The sequence below is a fragment of the Variovorax sp. J2P1-31 genome, from assembly GCF_030317215.1.
In the GTDB taxonomy this organism is placed as follows: domain Bacteria; phylum Pseudomonadota; class Gammaproteobacteria; order Burkholderiales; family Burkholderiaceae_C; genus Variovorax.
The window spans coordinates 98,800-112,235 of sequence record NZ_JASZYA010000006.1 but is presented as its reverse complement, the minus strand read 5'-3'; the positions used below and the strand labels follow the sequence as shown (position 1 = coordinate 112,235).

The window sequence follows — 13,436 nt, the reverse complement described above, 5'->3', positions numbered from 1 at the left end:
CGCTCAGGCGGGGTAGAGCGCGCCCAGCACGCGTTCGCCCCGGGCGCCGGTCGCGCTGGCCAGGTTGCCGGGCTCGCGGCGCACCGTGGCGCGCGCCAGCCAGGCGAAGGCCGCGGCCTCGACCTGCTGGGGCGGCAGGCCGCGTTCTGCCGAGGACACGACCTGCACGCCCGGCAGCAGGGCCGCCAGCCGCGTCATCAAGTGCGTGTTGAGCGCGCCACCGCCACAGACCACCAGTTCGGCTGCCTCGGCGCCGTAGCGCCGCAGGTCGTCGGCACAGGCACCGGCCGTGAGCTCGCACAGCGTGGCCTGCACGTCGGCCGGCGCGCTGGCGTCGTCGCCCAGCCGCGCCGCCAGCCAGGCCGGGTGGAACAGGTCGCGGCCGGTGCTCTTGGGCGGGGCCTTGGCGAAGAAGGGGTCGGCGCGCAGCCGGGCCAGCAGCGCGGGCCGCACCTGGCCGCTCTCGGCCCAGCGGCCGCCCGCGTCGAAGGGCTGGCCGGTGTGGGCCTGGCACCAGTGGTCCATGAGCGCGTTGGCGGGCCCGCAATCGAAGCCCAGCACCGGGCGCTGCGCATCCGAAGCGGGCAGCACGCTGAGGTTGGCGATGCCGCCGAGGTTGAGCACGCCGACGGTGCGGTCGGCACGGCCGAACACCGCGCGGTGGAAGGCCGGCACCAGCGGCGCGCCCTGGCCGCCGGCCGCGACGTCGCGGCGCCGGAAATCGGCCACCACGTCGATGCCGGCGAGTTCGGCCAGCAGCGCGGGGTTGTCGAGCTGCAGCGTGTAGCCGATGCCATCGAACGCGCCCGGCCGGTGGCGCACGGTCTGGCCGTGGGCGCCGATGGCGGTGATGTCCGCGGCGACGAGGCCGGCGTCGGCCAGCAGCTGCCCGACCACGCCGGCATAGACGCCGACCAGGCCGTTGGCCGCCAGCGCGGCGCGATGGAGTTCGTTGTCGCCGGCGGTGTTGAGGGCCAGCAGCTCCGCGCGCAGCGCGGGGGGGAAGTCGGCCGTGGCGTGGCCGACGACCGTGATCTGGCCGGCGTCGGAGAACGCGGCCAGCACGCCGTCGACCCCGTCGAGCGAGGTGCCCGACATCAGGCCGATGAAGCGCTCAGCCATGCGCGATGCCGAGGGCGGCGGGCCTTATTCGGCGCTGGCCTGCACGACCGAGAAGGCGGCCGACAGTTCCATGCGCGTGGCGAGCGCCAGGCGGTTGAAGGCCGGGCGGGCCGCGGCGGTGATCGGCGTGCCGCCGTCCTGCTGCGCGATGTTGGCCGGGTTGGTGTGCTGGCCGTTGACGCGGAATTCGAAGTGCAGGTGCGGGCCGGTGGCCCAGCCGGTCGAGCCGACCGCGCCGATGAACTGGCTCTGGTTCACGCTCTGGCCGACCTTGACGTCGATGCGGCTCAGGTGGGCGTAGACCGTCTGCTGGTTGTTCCGGTGCTTGAGGATGATGATGTTGCCGTAGCCGTTCTGGCGGCCGGCGAACTCCACCGTGCCGTCGCCGACCGCGCGCACCGCGGTGCCCGTGGGCGCCGCGAAGTCGATGCCGTTGTGCTGGCGCCAGCTGTTCATGATCGGGTGCATGCGCATCGCGAAGCCGCTGGAGATGCGCGAGAACTCGACCGGCGAGGCCAGGAAGGCGCGCACCAGGCTGTCGCCGTTCGGGCGGTAGTAGCCGCCCTTCTTGCCGGGCTCCTGGAACCAGAGCGCCTGATGGGTCTTGCCGTTGCTCTCGAATTCCGCCGACAGCACGCGGCCGCTGCGCAGCGACTGGCCGTCGGCCTCGAAGGTCTCGTACACCACGGCGAAACGGTCGCCCTTGCGCAGCGAGCGGAAGTCGACGTCGTTCGAGAAGATGTCGGCCAGCTGGCTGGCGACGGCGTCGGGGATGCGGGCCTCGTCGGTGGCGGCGAACAGCGAGCTGCGCACCACGCCGCTGGCCAGGCGGCTCGCGGCCGTCAGCTGGTCGACCTCGGTGCGCACGCTGAAGCCCTTGGCACCGCGCACCACCACCAGGCGCTTGAAGGCGCCGTCGCCGTCGGGGATCCAGCGGGCGCTCAGGCGCTGCAGCGTGTTGTCACGGGCGGCTTCGGCGGTGACGGTGCGGCCGGTGCGGTTGAGCAGCGCGGCGCGCGCCTCGGCATTGCCGCGCACGAAGGCCGCGGCCGCCGGGTCGGCGATGCCCAGGCGCTTGAGCAGCGCCTCGATGGTGTCGCTCGAGCGCGTGAGCTCGGTGCGGAAGAGGGTGAAGTCGTGGTTGTCGAGCGCTTCGACCTGGTCGTCGGCGGCCAGCGGCTTGACGGCTTCCAGCACCTGCTGGACCGGCAGATCGGCCACGTCGGGGCCGAGCGAAGCGACGGCGAAGGCACCGCCGCCCGCGCACAGCAGCAGCGCGCCGATGGCGCTGGCGATGTGCTTCGGGTAGGTGCGGAACGTGTGGGCCACGCGGGAAGCGAGCAACTCCTCGGCGGCGAGAATGGCGTGGATCAACGTCTAGGGCCCTGTGTCGGTTCAGCGGGTCCTCGGTGCACCGCTTGCAGTGCACGTCTGTAGGACGGTGCTGAAGAAAGCGCCGCTTAGAATCCGACGCTTGTGAAAAGTCGGGCTGAGTATAGCTTCGGCGCCGCCTGAAACTGCCAAAAAGTCCCAATGAAGTCCGAGCTTGTTACATCCCAACCCCTCTCTGATACTGTAGGACACGCGCTTGAAGTGTCGCTGCGCGGCACCGACGAGCTGCTGCCCCAGGACGAGTGGGTGCGCAAGCTGCAGCGCGCCGAGGCCAGCGGCACGCCGCTGCGCATCAAGCTGGGGCTGGATCCGACGGCGCCGGACATTCACATCGGTCATACGGTGGTCCTGAACAAGATGCGGCAGTTGCAGGATCTGGGCCACACCGTGATCTTCCTGATCGGGGACTTCACCACCACCATCGGCGACCCCTCGGGCCGCAACAGCACCCGCCCGCCGCTGACCCGCGAGCAGATCGAGGCCAACGCCCAGACCTACTACCGCCAGGCCAGCCTGGTGCTGGACCCCTCGAAGACCGAGATCCGCTACAACTCCGAGTGGAGCGACCCGCTGGGCGCGCGCGGCATGATCCAGCTGGCCGCCAAGTACACGGTGGCCCGGATGATGGAGCGCGACGATTTCACCAAGCGTTTCAAGGCCGGCCAGTCCATTTCGGTGCACGAGTTCCTCTACCCGCTGATGCAGGGCTACGACTCGGTGGCGCTCAAGAGCGACCTGGAACTGGGCGGCACCGACCAGAAGTTCAACCTCCTGGTCGGACGCCATCTCCAGCAGGAATACGGCCAGGAACCGCAGTGCATACTCACTATGCCGCTGCTGGAGGGGCTCGACGGCATCGAGAAGATGTCCAAGAGCAAGAACAACTACATCGGCCTGACCGAGCCGGCCAACACCATGTTCGCCAAGGTGCTGTCGATTTCAGACGACCTGATGTGGCGCTGGTACACGCTGCTGAGCTTCCGCTCGCTGGCCGAGATCGAGGCGCTCAAGGCCGAGATCGCGGGCGGCCGCAACCCCAAGGACGCCAAGGTCGCGCTGGCCAAGGAAATCACCGCGCGCTTCCACGACGTGGCGGCCGCCGATGCGGCCGAGCAGGATTTCGTCAACCGCAGCAAGGGCGGCGTGCCGGACGAGATCCCCGAGGTGAGCCTGTCGGGCGCGCCGCTGGGCATCGCCCAGCTGCTCAAGCAGGCCGGGCTGGCCGCGTCGACCTCCGAGGGCAACCGGCTGATCGACGGCGGCGGCGTGCGCGTCGACTCGGCGGTGGTCTCCGACAAGGGCCTCAAGCTCGAGGTCGGCAGCTACGTGGTGCAGGTCGGCAAGCGCAAGTTCGCGCGCGTGCTGCTGGGCTGAGGCGGGCGCCTCTTCCCGCGCTTCATCAGCGCACTTCGATCGTCACGCGCCGGTTGCGCGGTTCCACGGTCTCGTCGGGGGTCGGCACGGCCAGTTCGCGTTCGCCGCGGCCGATGGCCAGGATCCTGGCCACGGGGAAGCCGCGGTCCGTGAACATCTGGCGCACCTGCTGGGCGCGCCGGCGCGACAGGTCGTCGTTCTGCTCGACCGAGCCGACCGTGTCGGTGTGGCCCGTGATCACGATCTCGCCGCCGCTGCGGGCCAGCGCCGCGGCCAGCGCCTCGGTCAAGGTGGACTGGGAGTCGCCGGCCAGGGCCGTGCCGCCCAGGTCGAAGAACACGGTGTAGCGCTGCGGGGGCGGCGGCCGGAGCTCGAACAGGCTGCGGTTCTCGCTCGCGACCTTGGCCGGGTCGGCCTGGTCGACGACCGGGGCGCCGGTGGCGCCGCGTGCCGCGGTGGCCCGCGCGTAGGGCTTGCTGAGTGTTTCCTGGCCGCCGTTGGCGCTGACCACCACCGCCGAGGCGGAGCCGTCGTCCTGCGGCAGCAGCACGACGCGGGTGCCGGGCGCGGCGCAGGCGGCGAGCAGGGCGCTCAGGGCGAGCGCGGCAAGAAGGCGCAAGGACATCACGGTTGGGGATCGGCCTGCACGATGAAGTCGGTGCCGCGGATGCCGATGGTCGCGGTCTGGGTCTCGATGCGGATCGCATCGGGATGGGCCTTGCCGATCAGGCCGGTGATCATGCGCATCGAACCGCGCAGCAGCGAGACCAGCAGGCCGCCGTCGTGGGTGGTGGCATCGAAATGGAATTCCTTGACGTCCAGCCGCGACGAGGGGCCGAGCACCATGGTGGTCCCGTCGCGCAGCACCACGCTGGCAGCCGAGTCCGGCCCGGTCACGACCCGGTCGATGGGCGACAGCGCGTCGCCGGGCGTGGCTTGTCGCGCCACGCCGCCGGAACCGAGCAGTTGCACGTCGCCGCGCACGGACTTGACCGTGCCGGCTGGCTGTTCGGCGGGGGCGGCGCTCTGCGCGAACGCTGCGCCGCCGAGCACGCTCAGGGCGCAGAGAAGGGGCAGGTATCGGGTTTTCATGGTGGGGCGGGGAATGGGCCGCCATGGTAAGCGACCGGCCGCTGCGATTCCTCACACCGCGATAATTCACGCCTCAACCGTGTGGCAGTACCGATCTACCGTGGCTTCGACGCTCGACGACTCTTCTCGCAAACCCCGCTGGGGGCCGGCGGCGCTGCTGCGGCTGTCGATCGCGGTCGCGCTCCTGACCATCGTGCTCAAGGGCGGCGCGGGCTACATCACCAACTCGATGGGCCTGATCTCGGACGCGATGGAGTCCTTCGTCAACCTGGCCAGCGCGATGTTCGCGCTGGCGATGGTGACCATCGCCGAGCGGCCGGCCGACGAGGACCATCCCTACGGCCACCACAAGGCCGAGTACTTCTCCTCGGGCTTCGAAGGCATCCTGATCATCGGCGCGGCGCTGGCGATCGGCTGGGTCGCGGTGCTGCGCCTGCTGTCGCCCCAGCCGCTGGAGCAGCTGGGCTGGGGCCTGGCGCTGTCGATCGTGAGCTCGGCCTTCAACGCCGGCCTGGCCGTGATGCTGTTCCGCGCGGCGCGCGCGCACCGCTCGATCGCGCTGGAGGCCGACGGCCGCCACCTGGTCACCGACGTCTGGACCTCGGCCGCGGTGGTGGTGGGCATCGTCGCGGTGCATTTCACCGGCTGGCTGTGGCTCGATCCGCTGCTGGCCATCGGCGTGGCGCTCAACATCGTGCGCGAGGGGGCCAAGCTGGTCTGGCGCTCGTCGCAGGGGCTGATGGACCAGGCGCTCGATGCCGAATCGCTGGCCGCGCTGCAGGCCGCGCTGGCCCGCTTCGCGGCCGAGCGGCCCGAGGGCCCGCGGCTGCGCTTCGACGACCTCGTCACCCGCAGCGCCGGCCAGCGCCGCTTCGCCGACCTGCACATGCACGTGCCGGGCGACTGGTCGCTGCAGCGCGCCGCCGGTCTGCGCGATGCGGTGGAGCAGGCGCTGATGGACGCGGTGCCGGGCCTGCGCGTGACCATCCAGCTGCTGCCGCTGGACATGGAAGCACGCGCGGTGCAGATGGCGGCGCACGAATGAAAGCCGTGCTGCAGCGGGTGCGCGAAGCCCGCGTCGACATCGACGGGGAAACCGTGGGCGCGATCGGCCCGGGCCTGCTGGTGCTGCTGTGCGCCGAGCGCGGCGACAGCGACGCGGTGGGCGACCGGCTGCTGGCGAAGATCCTCAAGCTGCGCATCTTCTCCGACGCGGCCGGCAAGATGAACCTCAGCCTGCAGGACGTCGGCGGCGGCCTGCTGCTGGTGAGCCAGTTCACGCTGGCCGCCGACGCGAGCGGCGGCAACCGCCCGAGCTTCACCGGCGCCGCGGCGCCCGACGAGGGCCGGCGCCTCTATGACCGCTTCGTGGCGCAGGCCCGCGCCGCGCACCCGGTGGTCGCCACCGGCGTGTTCGCGGCCGACATGCAGGTGCACCTGGTCAACGACGGGCCGGTGACGATCCCGCTGCAGATGAGCTAGTAAGGGTTGCGGATGCCGAGTTCGGCCAGGATCTCGATTTCGTAGGCCTCCATCTCCTCGGCGTCGGCCTCGCCGGTCTCGTGGTCCCAGCCCTGCGCATGCAGCGCGCCGTGCACCAGCAGGTGGGCGTAGTGCGCGGCCAGCGTCTTGCGCTGTTCCTTCGCCTCGCGCGCCACCACCGGCGCGCACAGCACCAGGTCGGCCATCACCACCGGCTCCTGCGCATAGTCGAAGGTCAGCACGTTGGTCGCGTAGTCCTTGCCGCGGAACTCGCGGTTGAGCTGCTGGCCTTCGTCGGCATCGACGATGCGCACCGTGATTTCGCCGTCGACCGCGAGCGCATGGCGCAGCCAGCGCGTGACGCTGTGGCGCGGCAGCGCGAGCCGGTGGCGCTCGACGTCCTTGAAGCGCGCGAACTGCAGGGACAGGGAGAGTGCGGGCAGCGCCATCTCAGTGCCCCTCGGTGCGCTTGCGCTGGCCGTCGTAGGCGTCGACGATGCGGGCCACCAGCGGATGGCGCACCACGTCGGCGCTGCTGAAGCGCGTGATCGCGATGCCCTTGACCCGCTTGAGCACCCGCTCGGCGTCGATCAGGCCGCTGAGCTGCGACTTGGGCAGGTCGATCTGGCTCACGTCGCCGGTGACCACGGCCTTGGCGCCGAAGCCGATGCGCGTGAGGAACATCTTCATCTGCTCGGGCGTGGTGTTCTGCGCCTCGTCGAGGATCACGAAGGCGTTGTTCAGCGTGCGCCCGCGCATGAAGGCCAGCGGCGCGATCTCCAGCGCGTTGCGCTCGAAGGCCTTCTGCACCTTGTCGTAGCCCATCAGGTCGTGCAGCGCGTCGTACAGCGGGCGCAGGTAGGGGTCGACCTTCTGCGACAGGTCGCCGGGCAGGAAGCCCAGCCGCTCGCCGGCCTCGACCGCGGGCCGCGTGAGCACGATGCGCTGCACCGCGCTGCGCTCCAGCGCATCGACCGCGCATGCCACGGCCAGGTAGGTCTTGCCGGTGCCGGCCGGGCCGATGCCGAAGGTGATGTCGTGGCGCGCGATGTTCTCGAGGTAGCTGGCCTGCGTCGGCGTGCGCGCGCGCAGGTCGGCGCGGCGCGTGACCAGCATCGGGCCGGCCTCGCCGTCGGCCGTCATGCCCGAGTCGCTGGCCAGCGTGAGCTGCACCACCGCGGGGTCGATCGGCCGCTCGGCGATCTCATAGAGCGCCTGCAGCACCTCGAGCGCCTGGTCGGCGATGGCCTTCGGGCCCTCGACCTTGAACTGCTCGTGGCGGTGCGCGATCGTCACGCCCAGCGTGTCCTCGATGCGGCGCAGGTGCTCGTCGAGCGGGCCGCACAGGTGGCCGAGGCGCACGTTGTTGAGGGGCTTGAAGGTGTGGCGAACGATCAAAGGATAATTCCGGCTCTAGAGAAGGGCACCCATGATAGGCAAATTGACCGGCACGCTGGCCGAACGCAACCCACCGCAGGTGGTGGTCGACTGCAACGGCGTCGGCTACGAGGTCGACGTGCCGATGAGCACCTTCTACAACCTGCCGCACACCGGCGAGCGCGTGTCGCTGCTCACGCACTTCGTGGTGCGCGAGGACGCGCAGATTCTCTACGGCTTCGGCACCCCCGCCGAACGCGCGGCCTTCCGCCAGCTGATCAAGATCTCCGGCGTCGGCCCGCGCATGGCGCTGGGCGTGCTCTCGGGGCTCAGCGTGGCCGAGCTGGCGCAGATCGTCACGCTGCAGGACGCGGGCCGGCTGGTGAAGATCCCGGGCATCGGCAAGAAGACCGCCGAGCGCCTGCTGCTGGAGCTCAAGGGCAAGCTCGGCGCCGACATCGCGCTGCCGCAGCACGCGGTGTCGGATTCGCAGACCGACATCCTGCAGGCGCTGGTCGCGCTGGGCTACAGCGACAAGGAGGCGGCCGCCTCGCTCAAGGCCCTGCCCAAGGACGTGGGCGTGAGTGATGGCATCAAGCTGGCCCTGAGGGCGCTGGCCAAATGAGCTGGCGCGGCGGGTGGCAGCGCACCGCCGCGAAGGCCCGCAAGGTCTATCCGCGCGGCGAGGCCCCCGGCTGGGTGGCGCTGTGGCAGCGGCTCGACCCGCGCCAGGAATCGCCCGAGGGCGATGCGCTGCTGGGCCGGCTCGCGCTGATCTGCTGCGTGCCGATCCTGATCGGCTACGGCAGCGCCGGCCTGCTCTACGGCCACCTGGCCCTGCTCACACCCGGCGGCTTCATCGACATGCCGGGCGCCTGCGCGTGGCTCACGGCCACGGCGAGCCTCGCGCTGGCCGTGGCGGTGATCGACCTGCTCCTGGCCGGCGACGCTCCCCCGCCGCCGGCGCCGCAGCCGCGCAGCACCACCACCACGCACACCATCTGGCTGGCGCCCGGCCGTCCCCTGCGGCAGGTCGCGCTCAAGACCGCGCTGCCGCCGATGCCGGCGCCCGCGGCGCGGATGCGGCGGCTGCGTGCCGCGGGCTTCATCGTCGCGGCCATCGCCTGCGCCTCGGCGCTGGTCGGGCGCGGCTTGCTGGCGCTGGGCCTCGAGGCCTTCGCCCGGCCGGTGATCGCGCTGGCGCCGCGCGCCGAATGGCCGCTGTGGCCGCTGCCCTCGGTCTGGCCGTGGCTGCTGCCCTTCGCGCGCGACGACTTCGTGCTCGGCCTGATCGTCATCGGGGTCGGCCTTTTCTTCTTCACCCAGTTCCTGGCCTGGCGCAAGGTGCGGCGCGCGTGGCTGCCGCTGGCGGTGATCGTTCCGCTGCTGGTGGCGCTGGCCTACCTCGGCTCGGCCGCCTACGACTTCGCGGCGGCGCGCCGGCTCGGCGGACTGCGCGACGCCGACCTGGTGTTCGCGCTGGCACGCGACCCGGGCCGCCACAACGCCTACACCTTCCTCAGCCTCTGGATGGCGATCGGCTGTGCCAGCGTCGGGCTGCTGCTGGGCTACCTGATGGGCCGCTCGGGCAGCCTGGACGACGAGGACTGACGCCCGGGCGCTTCAGACCGCGTAGCGCGCGATGCCCTTGAGGTCGCCGACGAAGCGGTGGGTGCCGCTGTGGGTCACGGTCAGCCAGGGACAGCCCCAGACCGTGCCGCCATGGCGGTTGACCAGGTCGCAGAAGTGGTAGTCCTCGCCCTGCAGCCGGCCGCCCACGGCGGTCGAGCGGAAGAACTGGTAGATCGGATAGTCGACCTCGTCGTCGGCGGAGGCCGGCAGCCCGGCCGCGTCGATCAGGTGCACCAGGCAGTCGCGCGCGATCAGCATGATGCCGGTGCCGATGGCATCGACGCGCAGCGGCTGGGCGCCGATCGTCATGGTCGGCGCATCGCCGGCCAGCTTGAACATGCCGCTGTAGTCGCCGGCCAGGTTGGCCAGCGCCGCGGGCGCGATGTCGGGATGGGCCTGGACGATGGCCTTGATCCGGGTCCAGTCGATGCGCCGCTTGGGGCACATCGCCGCCACCACCTCGCGGTGCCGCCATTCGAACATCGCGGCCAGCTCCTCGACGTCGAAGCCCATGTCGTCGTCGATGAACAGCAGGTGGCTGGCGCGGGTCTCGTGGAGGAAGCGGTTGGCCAGGAAGTTGCGCGCGTGGTCGATGGCGCTGACGCCTTCCTGCAGCAGCAGCTCGAAGCCGATGCCGTGCTGGAAGCAGTGGGTCTGCAATGCGCTCAGCCCGAGCACGTACGGCGACGCCATCGCACCGTAGTGCGTGGGCGTGGCGACGGCCAGGGAGAAGGGTTCGGTGTGCATGGATCGGCTTCCGCGGGGTGTGACGGCAAGGCGCGATCTGATCGCTGCCCCGCCACCCGGTCAACCGACGTTCGCGCACGCCGCTATGAAATACGCGCGCGGGCCCCGCGGCCCACGCCCCTCACTCGCTCTGCAGCCAGCAGGCCGGCGCCGTCGAGGCCGCGCCGCCGCACTGGCGGAAGCGCTTGGCATACCAGGCCTTGCCGGCCGAGCGGTAGCGGCCGGAACTGTTGAGGTCGGTGCGCCAGATCTCTTCTTCCATCAGGTCGTTCCAGGTGCCGGCGGCCGTCGGGGGCGCGAGCTTGCCCAGGTCGGCCGCGGTGCGGCCGCCGTCGACCGGGTCGGTGCCGGCCAGCGCCACCATGCGCAGCGCCGCATCGCGGGCCGCGGCCACGTAGCTGGTCATGCTGTCCGAGGCCCGCGGCACGGCCTTGCCGGCCGTGATCTCGATGCGCGCGCGGGCCAGGTCGGTGCGGGTGTAGGCTGCCAGGTCGAAGCCGTTCTTGCGCAGCCACGAAGCCCAGTAGAACTCGGCGAACTCCGACACGTTGCTGTTGTCGTAGCCCAGGCCGCGCGTGAAGTAGACCAGCGAGCGGTACGGGTCGTCCTGCATCGTCACCAGCCCCACCTTGGCGGGCAGCTGCTCGGGCGTGATCGGCCGCTGCTGCGCATCGAAGAGCCAGGTGTACTGCTGGGCCTTCATCTGGTCCCAGAAGGCGCTGTCGCTGCCCGCGCTGCTGAAGTTGGCGGCCACGCGCACCCACACCGGCAGCTCGGCGCCGCCGTCGGCCAGTTCGTTGAGCGCGGTCATCGTGTGGTGGCCGTCGGTCAGGTAGAGCGTGCCGCCGCGGCCCACCACCACGGTCTTGAGCACCTGCGCGGCGCTCGAGCCCGCGGTGGGCACCGGGTCCTTGCAGGCGAAGGTCTTGGGATCGATCAGCCGCACCGTCATGGGCAGGTAGCGCGCATCGTCGACGCCGCCCTGGCCGTTGTCGGCGCAGTAGTCGTCGACCCGCTTGCGTTCGGTGCGGTAGAGGTAGCGCGAGTAGTTGTCGTTGGCGTCGTCGCCCAGGTAGCCGGCCGGGGTCGGCGCGAAGCGCGTCAGGTCCGGCTGCTTGCGGCCCAGGTGGTAGTAGATCTGGTCGTAGCCGACCGAGGGCTGGGTCGGATGCAGGTCCTTGATCGCGACCTTCAGCACGTCGCCCGCCACCGCGCTCAGCAGGGGGTTGGGGGCGACCGGCGGCTCGGTCACGACCGGGGGCGGCGCGGCCGGGTCCGGGTTGACGGCCACCGGTGGCGTCTCGGCCGCGGGCGGCGCGCCCCCGTCGCTGCCGCCACCGCAGCCCGCGAGCAGCAGGGCGCAGAGGACGCTCAGGGAAGACAAGGTGCGGAGGACGGGAACCGGGCCGGCGTGCGGGCGCCCGAAGCGGGAGGCGAGAGACATGGGGCGGGGATGCGGGCCGCACGGCGCGCAGCACCGCGAGGGCCCTTCAGGAAGAGGAAAAATTCATTCTGCGAAGCGAATGTGACAGTTCCATGGCGAAGCCCGTGGCCGCGGACGGCCTTTGGCCGGCCGGCGTTCAGGGCGTCCACCAGTAGCGCAGCGCGTGGAAGAACACCGGCGCCGCGAACACCACCGAATCGAGCCGGTCGAGCATGCCGCCGTGGCCTTCGATCATCGTGCCCCAGTCCTTGACGCCGCGGTCGCGCTTGATGGCCGACATCACGAGGCCGCCGAAGAAGCCCATGAGGCAGATGGTCAGCGCCATCAGCGCGGCCTGCCAGGGCGTGAAGGGCGTGGCCCAGGACAGCGCCGCGCCCAGCGCGGTGGCGCTGGCCACGCCGCCGATCAGCCCTTCCCAGGTCTTCGAGGGCGAGAGCTCGGGCGCGACCTTGTGCCGGCCGAAGAGCTTGCCCCAGACGTACTGCAGCACGTCGCTGCCCTGGACCACGATCACCAGGAAGGCGATCAGCAGCAGGTTGCGGCCCTCGAAGCCGGGGATCTGCAGCGTGAGCAGCGCCGGCACGTGGCTGATGCAGAACACGCAGACCATCAGGCCCCACTGGATCTTCGAGGTGCGCTCGAGGAAGCGCTGGGTGTCGCCGCCCACCGCGGCCAGGATCGGCAGCACCAGGAAGGCGTAGACCGGGATGAAGATCGCGTAGAGCCCGTACCAGTCGATCCAGATCAGGAAGTACTGCACCGGCAGCGCGATGAAGAAGGCCACCGCGATCGCATGGTGGTCGCCGCGCCGGGTGTAGGCCAGGCTCATGAACTCGCGCAGCGCATAGAAGGAGATCAGGTAGAACAGCACGATCACGCCGCCCTTGCCGAAGGCGAAGGCCAGGCCGATCACCGCCACCATCACCCACCAGGCGTTGACGCGCGAATTGAGGTTGTCGATCACCGGGTGCGGCTGGCCGTGGGCCACGCGCCACTTGAGCAGCGCGCCGATGGCCGAGGCCAGCACCAGCACGCCGAACACGCCGCCGAACAGCGTCAGCGTGGTCTGGGTCGAAGCGGAAAGGTTCATGGCTTCAGTCTTCCGCCTTGTCGTATTCGGGGCGCAGCGCAAGCATCGCGGCGCGCGCGCGTGCGATGAAGGCGGTCTTGTCCTCGCCCTCGGCCAGCACCAGCGGCGCGCCGTAGCGCACCGTGCAGGCCAGCGGGATCGGCACCAGCATGCCCTTGGGCAGCACGCGCTTGAGGTTCTCGATCCACACCGGCACCAGCCGCACGTTGGGGCAGGCGCGCGCCAGGTGGAACAGGCCGCTCTTGAGCGGCAGCAGGGTCTCGTCGCCGGTGTTGCGCGTGCCTTCGGGGAACATGATCAGCGAGTCGCCCGACTGCAGCGCCTGCGTCATCTGCTCGACCGGGTTGGGCGCGCCGGCCGCGGTGCCGCCGTCGCGCCGGATCATCAGCGCGTTGAACACGTCCTCGCCGATGAAGCGGCGCAGCGCCGAGGCCTCCCAGTAGTCCTGGCCCGCGACCGGCCGGGTGAGCGCGCGCAGGTCGGGCGGCAGCGTGGCCCACAGCAGCACGAAGTCGCCGTGGCTGGTGTGGTTGGCGAAGTAGAGCGTCTGCTCGGCCTTGGGGCCGGTGCCCGACCAGAGGCCGCGCACGCCGGTCAGCAGCTTGGCCGCGCCCACGATCAGCCAGGACGAGACGACGGCGGCGGCCTTGCGCAGGCCGCTGCGTGGAGAAGGGTTCATGGTGT

At 70.9% G+C, this 13,436-nt stretch carries 15 protein-coding genes; 5 read left to right on the top strand and 10 right to left on the bottom strand.

Going from position 1 to position 13,436, the window contains the following annotated elements; genetic code table 11:
* Positions 1 to 3 precede the first annotated feature (3 nt).
* Complete coding sequence (locus tag QTI20_RS30050; protein ID WP_286556084.1) at positions 4 to 1,122, bottom strand: anhydro-N-acetylmuramic acid kinase; 1,119 nt, start codon at positions 1,120 to 1,122, stop codon at positions 4 to 6.
* 24 nt (positions 1,123 to 1,146) lie between these two features.
* The gene (locus tag QTI20_RS30045; RefSeq protein WP_286556083.1) at positions 1,147 to 2,496 is read right to left on the bottom strand and encodes a M23 family metallopeptidase; all 1,350 of its coding nucleotides are present in this window, start codon (positions 2,494 to 2,496) and stop codon (positions 1,147 to 1,149) included.
* A 159-nt stretch (positions 2,497 to 2,655) separates the two neighbouring features.
* On the opposite strand from QTI20_RS30045, the gene tyrS reads away from it, so the two are divergent.
* Positions 2,656 to 3,888: a tyrosine--tRNA ligase gene (gene tyrS, locus QTI20_RS30040; RefSeq protein ID WP_286556082.1), complete on the top strand. Its 1,233-nt coding sequence runs from the start codon at positions 2,656 to 2,658 to the stop codon at positions 3,886 to 3,888.
* 25 nt (positions 3,889 to 3,913) lie between these two features.
* Here tyrS and QTI20_RS30035 read toward each other — a convergent pair whose 3' ends face one another.
* Positions 3,914 to 4,513 (bottom strand): OmpA family protein, encoded by a 600-nt coding sequence (locus tag QTI20_RS30035; RefSeq protein WP_286556081.1) that lies wholly within the window; start codon positions 4,511 to 4,513, stop codon positions 3,914 to 3,916.
* Positions 4,513 to 4,980: a FecR family protein gene (locus QTI20_RS30030; protein ID WP_286556079.1), complete on the bottom strand. Its 468-nt coding sequence runs from the start codon at positions 4,978 to 4,980 to the stop codon at positions 4,513 to 4,515. Before QTI20_RS30030 ends, QTI20_RS30035 begins: the two co-directional genes overlap by 1 nt.
* Positions 4,981 to 5,080: 100 nt before the next feature.
* Between QTI20_RS30030 and QTI20_RS30025 the strand changes: the two genes are divergently transcribed.
* Positions 5,081 to 6,025, top strand: coding sequence for a cation diffusion facilitator family transporter (locus QTI20_RS30025; protein WP_286556077.1), 945 nt, complete (start codon positions 5,081 to 5,083; stop codon positions 6,023 to 6,025).
* Entirely contained in the window at positions 6,022 to 6,462 is a 441-nt protein-coding gene (gene dtd / locus QTI20_RS30020) for a D-aminoacyl-tRNA deacylase (protein ID WP_286556075.1), read from the top strand. The genes QTI20_RS30025 and dtd overlap by 4 nt, the downstream gene beginning before the upstream one ends.
* Here the strand turns inward: dtd and ybeY are convergent.
* Positions 6,459 to 6,911 carry an rRNA maturation RNase YbeY gene (gene ybeY / locus QTI20_RS30015; RefSeq protein WP_286556074.1) on the bottom strand — a complete coding sequence of 151 codons (453 nt, stop codon included), beginning with the start codon at positions 6,909 to 6,911 and terminating at the stop codon, positions 6,459 to 6,461. The genes dtd and ybeY overlap by 4 nt on opposite strands.
* 1 nt (position 6,912) lies before the next feature.
* Positions 6,913 to 7,860 carry a PhoH family protein gene (locus tag QTI20_RS30010; RefSeq protein ID WP_286556072.1) on the bottom strand — a complete coding sequence of 316 codons (948 nt, stop codon included), beginning with the start codon at positions 7,858 to 7,860 and terminating at the stop codon, positions 6,913 to 6,915.
* 31 nt (positions 7,861 to 7,891) lie between these two features.
* On the opposite strand from QTI20_RS30010, the gene ruvA reads away from it, so the two are divergent.
* On the top strand, positions 7,892 to 8,464 hold the full coding sequence (ruvA, locus tag QTI20_RS30005; protein WP_286556070.1) for a Holliday junction branch migration protein RuvA: 573 nt from the start codon (positions 7,892 to 7,894) through the stop codon (positions 8,462 to 8,464).
* Positions 8,461 to 9,450 (top strand): hypothetical protein, encoded by a 990-nt coding sequence (locus QTI20_RS30000; RefSeq protein WP_286556069.1) that lies wholly within the window; start codon positions 8,461 to 8,463, stop codon positions 9,448 to 9,450. The genes ruvA and QTI20_RS30000 overlap by 4 nt, the downstream gene beginning before the upstream one ends.
* A gap of 12 nt (positions 9,451 to 9,462) precedes the next feature.
* Here the strand turns inward: QTI20_RS30000 and QTI20_RS29995 are convergent, their stop codons facing one another.
* The 4 genes from QTI20_RS29995 to QTI20_RS29980 all read right to left on the bottom strand — a co-directional run bounded on the left by QTI20_RS29995 (position 9,463) and on the right by QTI20_RS29980 (position 13,431).
* Entirely contained in the window at positions 9,463 to 10,218 is a 756-nt protein-coding gene (locus QTI20_RS29995) for a hypothetical protein (RefSeq protein WP_286556068.1), read from the bottom strand.
* 121 nt (positions 10,219 to 10,339) lie between these two features.
* Positions 10,340 to 11,662, bottom strand: a complete 1,323-nt coding sequence (locus QTI20_RS29990) for a ParB/Srx family N-terminal domain-containing protein (RefSeq protein WP_286556067.1) — start codon at positions 11,660 to 11,662, stop codon at positions 10,340 to 10,342.
* A gap of 136 nt (positions 11,663 to 11,798) precedes the next feature.
* A complete protein-coding gene (locus tag QTI20_RS29985) occupies positions 11,799 to 12,752 on the bottom strand; it encodes a phosphatidate cytidylyltransferase (RefSeq protein ID WP_183027361.1) in 954 nt (317 codons plus the stop codon).
* Between the two features lie 4 nt (positions 12,753 to 12,756).
* Positions 12,757 to 13,431, bottom strand: a complete 675-nt coding sequence (locus tag QTI20_RS29980; protein WP_183027360.1) for a lysophospholipid acyltransferase family protein — start codon at positions 13,429 to 13,431, stop codon at positions 12,757 to 12,759.
* Positions 13,432 to 13,436: the final 5 nt, after the last annotated feature.